Annotated in this window: 15 protein-coding genes and 1 riboswitch; of the genes, 7 read left to right on the forward strand and 8 right to left on the reverse strand. The window is 61.6% G+C overall.

Translation table 11 applies throughout. The features are described from left to right. Positions 1-564, reverse strand: a complete 564-nt coding sequence (locus ROI90_RS06520; RefSeq protein WP_315997530.1) for an RNA polymerase sigma factor — start codon at positions 562-564, stop codon at positions 1-3. Positions 565-752: 188 nt separating this feature from the next. On the opposite strand from ROI90_RS06520, the gene ROI90_RS06525 reads away from it, so the two are divergent. Further along, positions 753-1,547 carry a glucose 1-dehydrogenase gene (locus ROI90_RS06525; protein ID WP_315997531.1) on the forward strand — a complete coding sequence of 265 codons (795 nt, stop codon included), beginning with the start codon at positions 753-755 and terminating at the stop codon, positions 1,545-1,547. Positions 1,548-1,751: 204 nt separating this feature from the next. Here the strand turns inward: ROI90_RS06525 and ROI90_RS06530 are convergent, their stop codons facing one another. The 4 genes from ROI90_RS06530 to ROI90_RS06545 form a co-directional block, all read right to left on the reverse strand. Continuing rightward, positions 1,752-2,111 carry a CoA-binding protein gene (locus ROI90_RS06530; protein WP_315997532.1) on the reverse strand — a complete coding sequence of 120 codons (360 nt, stop codon included), beginning with the start codon at positions 2,109-2,111 and terminating at the stop codon, positions 1,752-1,754. Between the two features lie 98 nt (positions 2,112-2,209). Then, positions 2,210-3,790, reverse strand: a complete 1,581-nt coding sequence (locus tag ROI90_RS06535; protein ID WP_315997533.1) for an NAD(P)/FAD-dependent oxidoreductase — start codon at positions 3,788-3,790, stop codon at positions 2,210-2,212. Between the two features lie 147 nt (positions 3,791-3,937). Continuing rightward, entirely contained in the window at positions 3,938-4,264 is a 327-nt protein-coding gene (locus tag ROI90_RS06540; RefSeq protein WP_315997534.1) for a hypothetical protein, read from the reverse strand. Positions 4,265-4,414: 150 nt separating this feature from the next. After that, positions 4,415-4,822 carry an acyl-CoA thioesterase gene (locus ROI90_RS06545; RefSeq protein ID WP_315997535.1) on the reverse strand — a complete coding sequence of 136 codons (408 nt, stop codon included), beginning with the start codon at positions 4,820-4,822 and terminating at the stop codon, positions 4,415-4,417. Between the two features lie 199 nt (positions 4,823-5,021). Next, positions 5,022-5,239, reverse strand: a riboswitch (cobalamin riboswitch). Between the two features lie 147 nt (positions 5,240-5,386). Here ROI90_RS06545 and ROI90_RS06550 point away from each other — a divergent pair. The 3 genes from ROI90_RS06550 to ROI90_RS06560 all read left to right on the forward strand — a co-directional run bounded on the left by ROI90_RS06550 (position 5,387) and on the right by ROI90_RS06560 (position 8,967). Further along, positions 5,387-6,247 (forward strand): class I SAM-dependent methyltransferase, encoded by an 861-nt coding sequence (locus ROI90_RS06550; RefSeq protein ID WP_315997536.1) that lies wholly within the window; start codon positions 5,387-5,389, stop codon positions 6,245-6,247. 36 nt (positions 6,248-6,283) lie between these two features. Beyond that, complete coding sequence (locus tag ROI90_RS06555; RefSeq protein ID WP_315997537.1) at positions 6,284-7,573, forward strand: O-antigen ligase family protein; 1,290 nt, start codon at positions 6,284-6,286, stop codon at positions 7,571-7,573. A gap of 71 nt (positions 7,574-7,644) precedes the next feature. Further along, complete coding sequence (locus ROI90_RS06560) at positions 7,645-8,967, forward strand: MFS transporter (protein WP_315997538.1); 1,323 nt, start codon at positions 7,645-7,647, stop codon at positions 8,965-8,967. Here the strand turns inward: ROI90_RS06560 and ROI90_RS06565 are convergent. After that, positions 8,957-9,364 (reverse strand): hypothetical protein, encoded by a 408-nt coding sequence (locus ROI90_RS06565; protein ID WP_315997539.1) that lies wholly within the window; start codon positions 9,362-9,364, stop codon positions 8,957-8,959. The genes ROI90_RS06560 and ROI90_RS06565 overlap by 11 nt on opposite strands. Positions 9,365-9,540: 176 nt before the next feature. Here ROI90_RS06565 and ROI90_RS06570 point away from each other — a divergent pair, with 176 nt between their 5' ends. Continuing rightward, positions 9,541-10,089, forward strand: coding sequence for a DUF2911 domain-containing protein (locus tag ROI90_RS06570; RefSeq protein ID WP_315997540.1), 549 nt, complete (start codon positions 9,541-9,543; stop codon positions 10,087-10,089). 80 nt (positions 10,090-10,169) lie between these two features. Here ROI90_RS06570 and ROI90_RS06575 read toward each other — a convergent pair whose 3' ends face one another. Together ROI90_RS06575 and ROI90_RS06580 are read right to left on the reverse strand one after the other, a co-directional pair. Further along, positions 10,170-10,913 carry a M23 family metallopeptidase gene (locus tag ROI90_RS06575; RefSeq protein WP_315997541.1) on the reverse strand — a complete coding sequence of 248 codons (744 nt, stop codon included), beginning with the start codon at positions 10,911-10,913 and terminating at the stop codon, positions 10,170-10,172. Positions 10,914-10,953: 40 nt separating this feature from the next. Then, the gene (locus ROI90_RS06580) at positions 10,954-11,931 is read right to left on the reverse strand and encodes a tryptophan 2,3-dioxygenase family protein (RefSeq protein WP_315997542.1); all 978 of its coding nucleotides are present in this window, start codon (positions 11,929-11,931) and stop codon (positions 10,954-10,956) included. 163 nt (positions 11,932-12,094) lie between these two features. Between ROI90_RS06580 and sdaAB the strand changes: the two genes are divergently transcribed. Together sdaAB and ROI90_RS06590 are read left to right on the forward strand one after the other, a co-directional pair. Further along, positions 12,095-12,775 (forward strand): L-serine ammonia-lyase, iron-sulfur-dependent subunit beta, encoded by a 681-nt coding sequence (gene sdaAB, locus ROI90_RS06585; protein WP_315997543.1) that lies wholly within the window; start codon positions 12,095-12,097, stop codon positions 12,773-12,775. Between the two features lie 158 nt (positions 12,776-12,933). Beyond that, positions 12,934-14,439, forward strand: a complete 1,506-nt coding sequence (locus ROI90_RS06590) for a TolC family protein (protein WP_315997544.1) — start codon at positions 12,934-12,936, stop codon at positions 14,437-14,439. Positions 14,440-14,445: the final 6 nt, after the last annotated feature.

Consider the following 14,445-nt stretch of genomic DNA (forward strand, 5'->3'; position numbering starts at 1 on the left):
TTAGTAGCTGTAGAGGGTGGTAGGAGTGGGCCGGGCCTGCGCCCCGGCTACCGCCAGGCGGCGCTGGAGCATGGCTCGGGCCTTACTGAGCTGCGACTTGCTGGTGCCTTCCGAAATACCGAGCAGCTCGCCGATTTCGGGGTGGGTGTAGCCTTCCAGCGCGTAGAGGTTGAAGACGGTGCGGTAGCCGGCGGGCAACTCGGCCAGCAGGGCCAGCATATCCTGGGCGTTGAGCTGGCTTTCGGCCTCGGCGGCGGTAGCGGGCACGTCGTAGGTTAAATCGTCGATGGCCATGTGCAGGGGCTCCTTGCGGCGCAGCATACCCAGGGCCTCATTTACCACAATGCGCCGGATCCAGCCTTCAAACGAGCCTTCATGCCGGTACTGGTCCAGGGCCCGGAATACTTTGGTAAAGCCCACAATCAGGGCTTCTTCTGCGTCTTCGCGCCGCCGCAGGTAACGCAGGCACACAGACAGCATCAGGCCCGCGAACCGCTCATACAGCAGTTTTTGGGCCCTACTACTGCCCTCGCGGCAGGCGGCTATAAGTTCTACTTCAGTCACGGAAAGGAAGGGTAAAGTGCAGTCAGAAGCAGGGCGTTTGAGGGGCTAGATGGGCGGAAGATACTGAGGGTTGCCTGACAACATAAAAAAATCCGCGGGCCTCTAACCTGCGGCAGTAAACCGGAGGCCAGGCTAACAATTGGCAAGCTCAGCGGTATATACTGTGTACCAACATAAATTTCTTCGCTATGAAAACGATGCAAGGAAAAGTAATGGTGATTACCGGCGCTGCCATGGGCCTGGGCCTGGCTGCCGCCAAGGAACTAGCCGACCGAGGCGCCCACCTGGTTCTGGTTGACTATAACGAGCAGAGCCTGCAGGAAGCCCAGCAGGCCATTAGCAAAGACTTTCCGGAAGTAGAGATTCTGACGGTGGTAGCCGACGTATCCGACGAGGCCGCCGTGCAGAACTACGTGCAGGAAGCCGTGGATAAGTTTGGCCGCATTGATGGGTTCTACAACAACGCGGGTATTGAGGGAAAACAGGCCAGCATCACGGAGTATGACGTGGCTGTGTTCAAAAAAGTAATTGACATCAACCTGCTGGGCGTGTACTACGGCCTGCGCTACGTGTTGCCCGTGATGCAGCGCCAGGGCAGCGGCCGGATTGTAAATGTGGCCTCAGTGGGCGGCATTCGGGGCGTAATAAACCAGATGCCCTATGTGGCCAGCAAGCACGCCGTATCGGGCATGACCAAGAATGCGGCCATCGAGTACGGTCGTTACGGTATTACCACCAATGCCATTGCGCCCGGGGCCATTCTCACGCCCATGGTGGCCGAGGCCTTCAAGCAGGTAAACCCCACCGACCCCAAGCAGGCCGAAGCCCAGTATGCCAGCAATAACCCCACGCGCCGCCTGGGCCAGCCCGAGGAGGTAGCCAAAGTGGTGGCGTTTCTGCTGAGTGAAGACGCCTCCTACCTGAGCGGCCAGACCATTGCCATCGACGGTGGAGAGTCCAATATGTACGGCAACGCCGAGTAGCTTTCAGCGCGCCTGAGTTGTTGAAACGTCATGCTGAGCTTGTCGAAGCATCTCTACCGCTTTGCTTGACACATTCATCGAAGCGGTAAAGATGCTTCGACAAACTCAGTATGACGTCCAATTGACTTTCTAATCAGCTTCAATGAAAAAAGCCGCCGTGCCTTGAGGCGCGGCGGCTTTTTTCGTGTGTGTGTGGTGAATCGGCTAGTACTGGCCCACGCTCAGCATTACCAGCGTGCAGGCTTCTTCGGTTTTGATGCCGCGCTGGTGAGCCAGTTCCTCCAGCTCCGGGTTTTCGGTGCCGGGGTTGAAGATGATGCGCTTGGGGTTCAGGTCCAGAATGTAGTCGTACCAGGCGGGCTGGTTCTGGGGGCCTACGTAGAGCGTCACGGTGTCCACATCCTCGGCGGTGGGCCGGTCGTTGCGGATTTCCAGGCCCGCTACCGAGCCTTTGCGGATGCCTACGGGTACAACCTCATGGCCGTGGTTTTTGAGCTGATGTACGGCGCGGTAAGCGTAGCGGGCGGGGTTATCGGTAGCGCCCAGCACAAGGGTCTTTTTCATATTAGGAGGGGAGCTGACAACCGGAGCAATCAACCGCAAAAAGGTGGGAGTCGAATGTTGTACGCCTGTTGTATACGGTAAAACCGCCCGGCGGATAACTACAAACCCGCGGCCACTTGTGCCAGTACGGCCTCCGCGCACCGCTCCCCATCCATAGCCGCCGACACAATGCCGCCGGCGTAGCCCGCGCCTTCGCCGCAGGGGAACAGCCCGCGCACCTCGGGGTGTTGCAGCGTGTCCCGGTCGCGGGGGATGCGCACGGGGGAGGAGGTGCGGCTTTCCACGCCCACAATCTGGGCCATATTGCTGGCGTAGCCCGGAATTTTGCGCCCGAAGTTCTGGAAGCCCTGGCGCAGCCGCTCCGCGAGGCCGGCGCCCAGCACTTGGTCCATTGGCACCGACACGAGACCGGGCTGGTAGCTGGTTTCCAGCAGCTCGGCGGATACTTTTTTCTTCAGGAAGTCGCCCAACAACTGGGCGGGCGCTACCTGGGTGTTGCCGGCCAGCTGGCAGGCGCGCTGCTCAATTTCCTGCTGGAACCGCAAACCGGCCAGCGCGCCGTACTGGCGCACGTCCATATCCTCCAGCTCCACGGCGGCCACAATGCCGGAGTTGGCAAAGCGCGAGTCACGGCGGCTGGGGCTCATGCCGTTCACCACCACCTCGCCGGGAGCCGTAGCGGCGGGCACGATAAAGCCGCCGGGGCACATGCAGAATGAAAACACGCCCCGCTGCCGCTGCTGCCACTGCGTCTGGTGTACCAAAGAGTAGGATGCGGCTGGCAGCTGCCCCCGGTCCTGGCGGCGGTACTGGGCCTGGTCGATGAGCTGCTGGGGGTGCTCCACGCGCACGCCCAGGGCAAAGGGCTTGGCCTCAATGAGCACGCCGCGCCGGTGCAGTAGCTCGTAGATGTCGCGGGCCGAGTGGCCGGTGGCCAGAATCACCGCGTCGGCGGTCAGCTCCTCACCGGTGTTGGTAACCACGCCGCGCAGGTGCTGGCCGGTCAGCAGCAAATCATCCACGCGGGTGTCAAACCGCACTTCCCCGCCCGCGGCCAACACGCTGTCACGCAGGGTGGCCACCACGTAGGGCAGCTTGTTGGTGCCGATGTGGGGGTGAGCATCCACCAGAATATCGGGGGTGGCACCGTGCTGCACCAAAATCCGCAGGATGCGCTGGATGTCGCCGCGCTTGGTGGAGCGGGTGTAGAGCTTGCCGTCGGAGTAGGTGCCGGCCCCGCCTTCCCCGAAGCAGTAGTTGCTGTCGGGGTTCACCAGGTGTTCCTTGTTAAGCGCCGCCAGGTCGCGGCGGCGGGTGCGCACATCTTTGCCGCGCTCCAGTACAATGGGCTTGATGCCCAGCTCAATGGCCCGCAACGCCGCAAACAATCCGGCCGGGCCGGCACCCACAATCAACACCGAGCGGGTGGCCTGCTGCACGCTGGGGTAGCTGAACCACGGGCCGAATAAGTCGGCGGGCGGGGCGGAGCGGTAAATGTCGGCGCGGAGGCGCACCAGGGGTTGCCGGCCGCGGGCATCCACGGAGCGTTTGCGCAGATGCACGAAATCGGCCTGGCCGGGCACGAGGCCGGCGGCGTCAAGAAGGGCCCGGTAGCGGGCCAGTTCATCGTAGGCTACTTCCGGGGTCAGAAGCAGCTCAATTTCCTGGGAGGAAGTCATACACAACAGGTGAAAGGGAGTTAGCCTTTGAACCGAAACGGGTACTCAAGGTGCCGCAAAGATACGCAGCAAGCCTCCCGCTGCCGCCTAACCCAGGCAAGAAACCTGACAGGAGCAAGGGAGGCTTGCAAACAAGCGCAGAGCTACCTAATGGTCGTCGGCGGCGGTGAAGGAGCTTGTGCTGCCTTTGGCCCGGGGCCAGAACTTTTCTATGGACTCGTTGAACTGAGCCAGTGTCTGGTTGCGCACTTCGCCGGAGGAGTGGCGCAACAGCCGGGCCAGCAAATGGCGGTACATTTCGGTGGTCACTTCCAGGCCTTTGGCGCCAACCAAGCCGTGGTGCAGCAGGTCGCAGTTGGCCGCTACGGAATTGGCCAGAGACTCAGTGAGTTCTTCCCGGGCCTGGTCAGCATCCCGGAATGACTGTTCCAGGCGCTCATTGAGGGGGTGAGGTGAGGGCTGCTCGTTGGGCATACAGAGTAGAAGAAACGGGGAGTGGCAAGCAAACCGCTCAGCTCACCGGAATAGTTCGGGATAACTCGAAAAAATATTGGTTATATCCCATTTACTTCTGCTCCATACGCTCCCGCCAGCCCTCAGGTTCCGGGGCTGCTGCCTGCCGCGCTAAGCCGAAGCCACCGCGGCGGGCAGAATACGGATGGGCTTTTTCTGGTCGTTGACGGCCACGAAGGTGAACAGTCCGGACACGGCGCGGTGGCGGTCTTCGGAGTACATCTGTTCCACAAACAGCTCCACGCGCACCTTCAGGCTGGTTGTGCCTACATGCTCCACGCGGCCAATCAGTTCCACCAGCGTACCCCCCGGAATGGGGTGGGTAAAGTCTACTTTGTCGGAGGAAACGGTGACCATTTTCAGGCGGCTGAAGCGGGTGGCCGTAATGAAAGCCACCTCATCCATCATGTGCAGGGTGGTGCCCCCGAACAGGGTGTCGTAGTGGTTGGTGGTGTTGGGGAAAACGGCCTTGAAGATGCGGGTTTCGGCCTGGCTGATTTTCTCGTCGAGGGTAAGCATACTGCTGGGGAAAAGGATGAAGGAAGTACCTTCCCGGCCCGCATTTTCGGAGTGCCTTTTCCCGCTGGTATGGCTAATTGCCCTGCTGATTCGTCTGCCCACGGCTCGGCCGCGCCCGGCCTGCACGGCGGGACCGGCCAGCGCACGGCTGGCCCGGTGTGGCAGCACCCAACAAGGCTCTCAGGTCGCGAAGAGGCCTCATCATGGAAAGCAGTGGGCAGGTATCCTGACTTATGCCCGGCCTCCCGCCCTTCTCACCCGCCAAAGCGAGCAATGGGCTGCGTGGGGCTGCCGCCGTGGCCCGGTAACGGGGCCGCTGGCACTTACAGTAGCGCGTCTGTCCGGGAGTTGCACCCGGTTCCCTGTGTCGGCTTGTCCCTTGAAAGGAAAAAGCCACCTCACCGCTCGTCTGACTGAAATACACAGGCAAAGAACGTGGCCGCAAAGTACGCACAGATTGCCTGATTCAACCACAGAGCGGGAATGAAGCGCCATGCGAGTATCCGGGCAATGCTTCTACATTTGTGCCCTGCTAGGGCTTATTCTCTCACATATAGCTTCCGAATGATTCGTATTGCACGGCCGTTTTTTACAGGCAGTAAGGATATTAAGCACCTGGTAACCGGCCTGTTGCGGCGGCGGCAGGCCAGCCTGGCGGGCAAGCGGGTGCTGGATGTACCGGCCGGCAACGGCGACACGGCCCAGCTGCTGCTGGAGTTGGGGGCCCACGTTACTGCCTCCGATTTGTACCCGGAGTTTTTTCGGTATCCGGCCATTGAGTGCGTGAAGGCCAACCTGAACGGGGTGCTGCCCTTCGCCGATGCCAGCTTTGATGTGGTAATCTGCCAGGAGGGTATTGAGCACATGCCCAACCAGCTGCACCTGTTTCAGGAGCTGAACCGGGTACTGCGGCCGGGGGGGCGGGCTATCATCACCACGCCCAACTACTCCAACCTGCGCACCCGCCTGAGTTATCTGCTGCTGGAAAGTGAGGGCTACAAGCTCATGCCCCCCAACGAGGTTGATTCCGTGTGGGCTTCGGAAAATGCCCGCACGATACATGACGTGTATCTGGGCCATATCTTCTTTGCCAACCTCACCAAGCAGCGCGCGTTGGCGGCGCTGTCGGGGCTGCGGATAGTGGAGGTGCACCCCTCGAAGGTCAATTACACATCGTTGCTGCTGCTGCCGTTCTACTACCCCTGGATGCTGCTGGCGGGCTGGCGGGCCCGGCAGCGGGGCCTGCGGAAAGGAACCCCCTCGGCCCGCCGCCCCGCCGCCTATGCCGAGCTGGCTCAGCTCAACCAGAGCCTGACGGTGCTGACCGGCGGCCACCTGCTAGTGGAGTACGAAAAGCGGATGGAAACCATGGAAGCCGTAGTGGAGCTGACGGGTAAACTCGTGCTGGAAACGGCCCGTACCTAACCACCCCTTCCAAGCAGGTTTAGCACATATTGCGGTATGCAACAGGTTATTGAGGACTTCAACAGCGGCCGGTATTACCGCTCGGGACGGTTGTCGCAGCACTTGCTGTGGCTGGCCTGCGGGGCAGGAGTGGCCGGGTTACTGGCGTTCCGGGCCCTGATTGCCCTGAGCCCCCTGGTGGGGCTGGCGGCGGTGCTGGCCAACCCTGGGCTGCGGCAGGCCCTGCCTCGCTACTGGCGCAACGGGGCGGCCCTGCGGGCGGCGGTGCTGGTGGCGTTTCTGGTGCTGAGCGGCCTGTACACCAGCCAGTGGGCTACCTGGCGCCACGAGCTGTACCGGAGCCTGACGTGGCTGGCGGTGCCCCTGGCTTTCACGCTGGCCGTGCCCCTGAGCCGCCCGCAGCGGCTGGCCGTGGGCGCGCTGTTTGTGCTGAGTGTGGCCGGGGTGGGACTTTTTACTACGCTGCAATACCTGCTCAACCCCACCCATGCCAACGAGGCCATCCGAATGGGGCAGAACATGCAGGCCGTGACGGGTACGTTTCACATTGCCTTCGGAATTATGCTGGCCCAGGCGTTTTTCTGGGGGCTGCTGCTGCGGCGTAGCCCGTTGGCGGGGCGCGTACTGCGGGGGGCGTTGCTGCTGGCGGCGGTGGCTATAGGGCTCACGCTGCACGTGCTGGCCTACCGAACGGGGCTGCTGGTGCTGTACGCGGGGCTGCTGGCCTGGGCCGGGCGTTTGCTGCTCCGCCGCAACCTGGTGGGCGGCCTGCTGCTGCTGGCGGGCGTGGCGCTGGTGCCCTGGCTGGCCTACCGCACCCTCAACTCGGTGCAGCAGCGGGTGGGCGCCACGCTGCATGATGTGGCGCAGTACACCCAGGGCCAGGACATTAATGAGTACTCCCTGGCCCAGCGGCTGGCCGCCGTGGAAACTGCCGGGACCATCATCCGGGAAAACTGGCTGTTGGGCGTGGGGCCGGCCGATGCATACGCCGCTATGCTCGACCAGTACAGCTGGCGAGACTTTGGGCTGCGGCCCGAAAACCGGGTGAATGTGCACAACCAGTACCTGAGTACCCTGGTGGGCGGAGGAGTGGTAGGGCTGGCACTGTGGCTAGCGGTGCTGCTCTGGCCGCTGGCGCCGCCCGCCGCCCGCCGAAACCCCTACGTGGTGGTATTTATCTTTACCCAGGCCGTGGCCATGCTAGTGGTGGATATTCTGAGCCTGCAAATCAGCCTGAACCTATTTGTATTTGGGTACGGCTTTGTGGTAGTTGCTGCCGAAACTGCCCAACTGGGGCCCAAACAGGAGCCAGTCTTGCCCTAGGCTGCGCTGCCTGTCCGGCCAACCAACCGGTGATGCGGCCTCATCCTCTTACTTTTCTCACGCCCCGGTATATGCCCCAGCCCTCCGCGCCTCGCACTATGTCATCCCGCATCCGGTCCATTTTCAGCGGCTCGGTGGGCAACCTGGTGGAATGGTACGACTGGTACGTGTACTCGGCCTTTGCCTTGTACTTTGCGCCGGCCTTCTTCCCCAAAGGCGACCTGACGGCCCAACTGCTCAACTCGGCGGCCATTTTTGCGGTGGGGTTTCTGATGCGGCCCCTGGGCGGGTGGCTGATGGGTATTTACGCCGACCGGGCCGGGCGCAAGGCGGCGCTGCTGGCCTCGGTGCTGCTCATGTGCGGAGGCTCCTTGCTCATTGCCCTTACGCCGCCCTACAGCAAAATTGGGGTGGCCGCACCGGCCTTGCTGGTGCTGGCCCGCCTGCTGCAGGGCCTGAGCGTGGGCGGGGAGTACGGTACCTCCGCTACCTACCTCAGCGAAATGGCCGATGCCCGCAACCGGGGCTTTTTTTCCAGCTTTCAGTACGTAACCCTCATTGCCGGGCAGCTGCTGGCTTTGCTGGTGCAGCTGGGTTTGCAGCAGGCCCTAACCCCTGCGGAGCTGGCCGAATGGGGCTGGCGGATACCGTTTGCCATTGGGGCGCTGGCGGCGCTGGTGGCCCTGTACCTGCGCCGCACCATGGAGGAAACCGATGCCTTCAACCGCCAGGAAGCCACGCCGCCCTCGGCCGAAAAACCCAGCCAGCTGCGAATTTTGCTGCAGCACCCGCGTGAGGTGCTCACGGTGGTAGGCCTTACCATGGGCGGCACAGTGGTGTTCTATACCTTCACTACCTACGTGCAGAAGTTTCTGGTGAATACGGCCGGCTTCAGCAAAGACCAGGCTACGCTCGTCTCGTTCGGGGCGCTGGGCGTGGCCATGCTGCTGCAGCCGCTGATGGGCGCCTTATCGGACCGGATTGGGCGGCGGCCGGTGCTGCTGTTTTTTGGAGTGGGGGCCACGCTGGCCACCGTGCCACTGCTCACGGCCCTGGCGCAGCCGGGCAGCGTGGGGGCGGCCTTCGGCTACCTGCTGCTGGCCATGCTCATTATGAGCGGCTACACCTCCATCAATGCCGTGGTGAAGGCCGAGTTGTTCCCCACGGAAATCCGGGCGCTGGGGGTGGGGCTGCCGTATGCCCTCACGGTGGCTATATTCGGGGGTACGGCCGAGTACCTGGCGCTGCTGGCCAAGAACAAGGGCGTGGAGCATTGGTTTTACTGGTACGTAACGGCCTGCGCCGCCGCCTCCCTGCTGGTGTACTGGCGCATGGCCGATACGCGCACAACCTCGCGCATCAGCCAGGAAGAAGCCCACGCCGCTACTGAATAGTAATGGTATCGGTCAGGGCTTTGGTGGCATTGGGAAACAGCAGCACGTAGGTGCCGGGCTGCGTGGCTACAAACTGATAGGTGCCTTGGTAATCAGCTACTGTTTGGGCACATACGCAGCCCTCGTAGCGCACCGTGGGCACCAGGAAGGTTTTATTGCCGTCTTTCTGCTCCCGCAGCTCCTTGAATTTTCCGCAGCTGCTGGGGATACTTACCGTGTAGGAAACCGGTACCGGCGTGCCTACCGTACCGGTTCTCGGGCCGGTTACCTGCGAAACGGAGCCCACCGCCTCCTGGCTGCATTCAGCCTCATCACTTTGAGAAAGACAGCCGCCTAACCCGGCAAGCAAAGGAGCCGCCAGCAGCAAACGAAGGGTGAAAATCCTGGAAGTCATCATAGAAAGAGTCGGTTTCGGTGGCAATACTGTAGAAGGTGCACGAGCAGGAGCCCTAGCTCCGGGTGAAAGTTGCAGGCCACAGGCAACCTAACGCGCAACTTAGGGTATAATTATTGAGGAAGAAGTTTATTGCCCCTATCTGGGCAGAAAAGTACCTCCTCTCTTTACCGCGCTATATGCCCTTTTTGTTTACTCGGCTTAGCCAGCTTTCTGTTCGTGTGCTGCTGGCGCTTTTGGTGCCACTAGCCGCCTGTTCAGAGCCGGACAAACCCCAGCAGGCTCCCACGCGGCCCAGCCCACCGGCCACGGTAGCGGCCTCGCTGCCCGGTGGCGCACAACTGGTTATCCGCTACAGTCGGCCCTCCGCCAAGGAACGCAAAGTATTTGGGGGCCTGGTGCCCTACGGGCAGGTGTGGCGCACGGGGGCCAACGAGGCTACTACGTTTGAGGTAAATCAGCCCGTAACCGTGCAGGGCCAGTCTCTACCCGCCGGCAAGTACGCCCTGTTCACCATCCCCACGGAAAAAGACTGGACCATCATTTTCAACAAAACGGCCACCCAATGGGGAGCGTATGAATACGAGGCTGCCGACGATGTGCTGCGCGTGAAGGCTATGCCCGCTTCTAGCCCCCAGCCGTTAGAGCGGTTTACCATCAACGCTACTAATGCCGGGCAGGTCACCCTGGCCTGGGAAAAAACGCAGGTCAGCTTCGTGGTGAAATAGTCCCGGAAGAGACAGAAGAATTCAATAGGATAGCCGCTGGCTATAATACATCATTCAGTTAGCATTCATAGCCAGCAACGTCATGGCTGGGTCTCACGGCGCTGGAATAGGATTGGGCTGCCCGCTACGCCGGTTGGAGTGAGGTACACGAGCGTAAACCAGAAATTGGTTTCGTATTTATTGCCACCGAAGCGGCCAATGACTTGGCCGGGTTGCACGGCCTGCCCAACCTGTACCGTAGCGCCGTGCTGGGCTAGGTTGGAGTAACTGCCGTAGGTGCCATCGGAGTGATAGATGAAGACCGTATTGCCCTTCTCGTTGGATCGGGCATTCTTCTGGTCCTGACGCACATAGGCCACGGTGCCGGCCCGGACTGCCACAATAGGTGTACCGTTGGGAAGTGCAAAAGCGTACTGGTGCGGGGCCTTCTCGCGGGGCCGGATGGTATCGGCCGCCGCCTGGAATGGCAACGGGCAGTTTCGGAGGCTATCCGGTACCTGGCCGGTATACACGCCAACATCACCTTGCGTGGAGTAGCGGTAAGAAAAATCGGCCTTTTCCGGCGTTAGAGTAACCAGAACATGGGGCGCGGCATCAGGCGGCAAGGCTACGCGGGCTGGCAGCGGCACTGAGCTGCGCATGGATACCAGCTTAACCCGCAGAATAACAGAAAAGGGAACCGGACCGTAATTCTCCCCTACAATAAACACTCGGCCATCCTCGTGCTTGACTTGGTAAATTTTGTAAGGCCGTACCTGCCCACTACCCGGTGTGTGGGCCAGCAGTAATAAGCTGCTGGCCGCCGCAACCCATGCTATTTTCATAATCGGCTAATACACTGTAATTCGATAGGCACTTAGCCGCTTACCCGCCGCCCAGCACGCTTTCCACCCAGCCTTTGCCCCAGTCGGCCAGTTCCTGCGCGGTCCAGAGCTGGGGGTAGAAGATGCGGCGCTGAAACTTGGGAGGCAGGTACTGCTGCCAGTTGGTTCCCCCGGTGGCGGCAATGGAATCGGGGTGGCGCTCCAGGTAGCGCACCGCCGATTTGTAGTGCATCAGGGGCCAGTTCACGTTCACGTTTACATCCAGTTGCTTGAGCTGGCGCAGCAGGCGCGGGTTTTCCTGGCCCTCGGGGCCGGCGGGCAGGCGCTGCACCACGGCCCAGAGGTTGCGGTGCTCGTACTCGCGGGCGTGGGCTAGCAGCCGGTCGGCGTACTTCTTCTCGAATTCCGTCAGGGTAAGGGCTTTGGCCCCGGTTTCTACCACCGTGGCCCCCGATTTCCAGTAGATGCAGCCCAACAGTTCATCGTGGGCGGCGGCCTCGCCCAGCAGGCGGCGCTGCTCCTCGGGCACCAGGTTGCTGAGAGCCGTACTGGCCAGCTCAATCATGCGGTACTGCACGCTCTGGAACCCCGAGGCCGGCATCAGCGCCATCCGGAACTCCAGAAACTGCTGCTTGTCCATGCCGTCCACCATCACGTCAAACGAGTCGATGAGGTTTTCGAAGTAGCGGTTGATGCGGCCCACCCGGCGCGTGACTTCCTCCACGGTGGGCGCGGCCAGGTCGCCCAGCTGCTCATACTCGCAGAGGCAGAGCTTGAAGTACAGCTCCGTAATCTGGTGGTAGATGATGAAAATTCGCTCGTCGGGGATGGTGGTAAGGGGGCGCTGCAGGCTCAGCAGGGTTTCCAGCTGAATATAGTCCCAGTAGCCCAGGTAGCGGGTGTGGTAGAGGCCTTCCAGGTAGGCGGCCAGGTCCTGGTCGTCGGCGGCGTAGCGCTGCTGCAGGCGCTGCAGCTGCTCCAGCACGGCCGGCGAGGGTTGAAATTCGGGAGTTATCATGCGGCAGGGGCGGAAAGGAAGGTAGTGGGTGCTACAAGGTGCAAAGATGGGAAAAGGGGCGCAAGTGGAGAGCCGCAAGCGGATAAAGCTGCTTCAGGCAACGAATTGGCTTCGATGAGCATCTATTTTTCAGCTCACCACTTTCCTTACCTTTACCCTGCTTATGGCAGAAAAATCCAGCATTTTCGACATGATAGGGCCGGTGATGATCGGGCCCAGCTCCTCGCACACGGCCGGGGTAGTCCGCATTGCGCGGGCCGCCATCCGTATTCTGGGCAGCGTGCCCACCCACGCCACCATCACCTTCTACAACTCCTTTGCCCGCACCTACGAGGGCCACGGCTCCGACCGCGCCATTGTGGCCGGCCTGTTGGGCATGCCCACCGATGATGTGCGCATCCGGGAAGCCTTCGACCACGCCAGGGAGGCCGGTTTGCAGTACACGTTTCAGGGCGTGGGCAATGCCTCCACCATGCACCCCAACACCATTAAGCTGCAGCTGCGCGACGAGCGCACGGGCCAGGCGGTGGAGGTAATCGGGCAGAGCCGGGGCGGGGGAGTCATCCGCATTGTGGAGGTGGACGGCTTTCCGGCCGATTTCTCGGCCTCCCTGCACACACTCATCATTGATGCCGACGACGTGCCGGGCTCCATTGCCTTCATTGCCAGCGTAATTGCCCACGACGACTGCAACATTGCTACCATGTTCGTGTCGCGGAAAGGCAAAAACGACGCGGCCCGGCAATTCATTGAGGTGGACTCGGGCCTGCGCGATATTACCCTGGATTACCTGCGGCAGTTGCGCTGGGTACACCGGGTTACCTACATTCCCACCATCGACTAACGGCGGAACCGGCCCGGTTAACGGCGGATTTTGCACGGTTTGTTGATTTGTGATTTTGCGGGTTCGCGCCATCCGATACCTTTGGTGGCCTCGGCCACCGCGCTCCGCTGAAATGCCCGGTGCGCCGGTAGTGTCCGTCAGCCCTCAACTCTTTCCCTATGAAGTGTACATCTTGGCTGCTGCTTGGCGTGGGCCTGTTGGCGGCTGGGCCGCTACGGGCCCAGCAGGCGCCGGCCCAACCCCCGGCCGGCGCCTTGCCCGCCGCCGCGCCCTCCGGCCCCTGGTCACTGCAACGCGCCATCGACTATGCCCTGCAAAACAACCTGACGGTACGCGGGCAGCAGCTCACGGCGGAGCTCCAGAATGCCACCCTGCGCCAGAGCCGGGCGGCCCTGCTGCCCTCGGCCAACCTCTCGGGCACCCAGGCCTGGAACTACGGCACCAGCCTTGACCCGCTCACCAACGACTTTGTGAGCCAGACCATCCGGTCCAACAACTTCTCGGCCAACTCCCAGGTGACGCTGTTTTCGGGGTTTCAGCTGCGTAACACGGTCAAGCGCAACATTCTCGATTCGGAAGCCAGCCTCCTGGATATCGAGAAGTCCCGCAACGATTTATCATTGAATGTGGCCTCCGCGTTTCTGCAGCTGGTGCTATCCGAGGAGCTGGTGCGGGCCAATGAGGTGCGGGTAAGCAGCACGCGCAGTCAGGTGGAGCGTACCCAGAAGCTACTGAAGGCCGGCTCTATTCCGGAAAGCAACCTGCTGGACATCCAGGCCCAACAGGCTTCGGATGAGCTCAACGTTATTACGGCCCAGAACCAGCGCGACCTGGCCCGCCTCTCGCTTGCTCAGCTATTGAATCTGCCTTCGCCCACGGGCCTCACCATTGAGGTGCCGGCCCTGGCTGACCCCGATGACGAGCCCCTGCTGACGGCTGACCCCGACGGTACCTACCAAACGGCCCAAAGCCTGCTGCCCGAAATCAAGGCCGCCGACCTGCGCGTGCGCTCGGCCTCCCGCAGCCTGGATATTGCCCGGGGCGCTTACTACCCGCGTTTGGCCTTCGGGGCGGGGATTTTTACGGGTTTCTCTTCTTCCCGCTTAGCGCGGGTATTCAACGGCGACTCTACGGAGGCCGTGGCCGTGCCGGTGTTTCAGCCGGGCGTGGGCGGGCAGCCTATTCCATCCCAGTACTTTTTGCTGCAGCCCAAGCAGGCTATTCCGGAGCTGCTGCCGTCGGGTTTCTCCTCCCAATTGAAGGATAACCTAGGCAAAAATCTGCAATTTTCCCTGCAGATTCCCATTTTCAATGGCCTGCAGGTACGCACTTCCGTGCAACGCGCCCAAATCAACATTCAGCAGCAGGAGCTGCGCGCCGAGCAAACCCGCCTGACGGTTCGCCAGAACATTCAGCAGGCCTACGCCGATGCCATTGCCGCCCAGCGGCGCTACCTCTCGGCCCGGCGGCAGGTGGAGGCCCTCACCACGGCCTACCGCAACGCCGAAATCCGCTTCAACAACGGCCTGCTCAACGGCACCGAGTTCAACATTGCCAAGAATAACCTCACCGCCGCCGAGTCCACCATGATACAGGCCAAGTACGAGTTTATCTTCCGCCGCAAAGTGCTGGATTTTTACCAGGGTCGCCCCATTTCCTTGTAGTTTCTC

This window comes from Hymenobacter endophyticus, assembly GCF_032464715.1.
Lineage (GTDB): Bacteria > Bacteroidota > Bacteroidia > Cytophagales > Hymenobacteraceae > Hymenobacter > Hymenobacter endophyticus.

What these genes read in the sequence shown, in the direction of transcription:
- ROI90_RS06525 (WP_315997531.1), top strand. Translation starts at nt 753, where the DNA reads ATGAAAACGATGCAAGGAAAAGTAATGGTGATTACCGGCGCTGCCATG.
- ROI90_RS06530 (WP_315997532.1), bottom strand. Translation starts at nt 2,111, where the DNA reads ATGAAAAAGACCCTTGTGCTGGGCGCTACCGATAACCCCGCCCGCTAC.
- ROI90_RS06565 (WP_315997539.1), bottom strand. Translation starts at nt 9,364, where the DNA reads ATGATGACTTCCAGGATTTTCACCCTTCGTTTGCTGCTGGCGGCTCCT.
- ROI90_RS06590 (WP_315997544.1), top strand. Translation starts at nt 12,934, where the DNA reads ATGAAGTGTACATCTTGGCTGCTGCTTGGCGTGGGCCTGTTGGCGGCT.
- ROI90_RS06550 (WP_315997536.1), top strand. Translation starts at nt 5,387, where the DNA reads ATGATTCGTATTGCACGGCCGTTTTTTACAGGCAGTAAGGATATTAAG.
- sdaAB (WP_315997543.1), top strand. Translation starts at nt 12,095, where the DNA reads ATGGCAGAAAAATCCAGCATTTTCGACATGATAGGGCCGGTGATGATC.
- ROI90_RS06575 (WP_315997541.1), bottom strand. Translation starts at nt 10,913, where the DNA reads ATGAAAATAGCATGGGTTGCGGCGGCCAGCAGCTTATTACTGCTGGCC.
- ROI90_RS06555 (WP_315997537.1), top strand. Translation starts at nt 6,284, where the DNA reads ATGCAACAGGTTATTGAGGACTTCAACAGCGGCCGGTATTACCGCTCG.
- ROI90_RS06580 (WP_315997542.1), bottom strand. Translation starts at nt 11,931, where the DNA reads ATGATAACTCCCGAATTTCAACCCTCGCCGGCCGTGCTGGAGCAGCTG.
- ROI90_RS06535 (WP_315997533.1), bottom strand. Translation starts at nt 3,790, where the DNA reads ATGACTTCCTCCCAGGAAATTGAGCTGCTTCTGACCCCGGAAGTAGCC.
- ROI90_RS06570 (WP_315997540.1), top strand. Translation starts at nt 9,541, where the DNA reads ATGCCCTTTTTGTTTACTCGGCTTAGCCAGCTTTCTGTTCGTGTGCTG.
- ROI90_RS06560 (WP_315997538.1), top strand. Translation starts at nt 7,645, where the DNA reads ATGCCCCAGCCCTCCGCGCCTCGCACTATGTCATCCCGCATCCGGTCC.
- ROI90_RS06540 (WP_315997534.1), bottom strand. Translation starts at nt 4,264, where the DNA reads ATGCCCAACGAGCAGCCCTCACCTCACCCCCTCAATGAGCGCCTGGAA.
- ROI90_RS06545 (WP_315997535.1), bottom strand. Translation starts at nt 4,822, where the DNA reads ATGCTTACCCTCGACGAGAAAATCAGCCAGGCCGAAACCCGCATCTTC.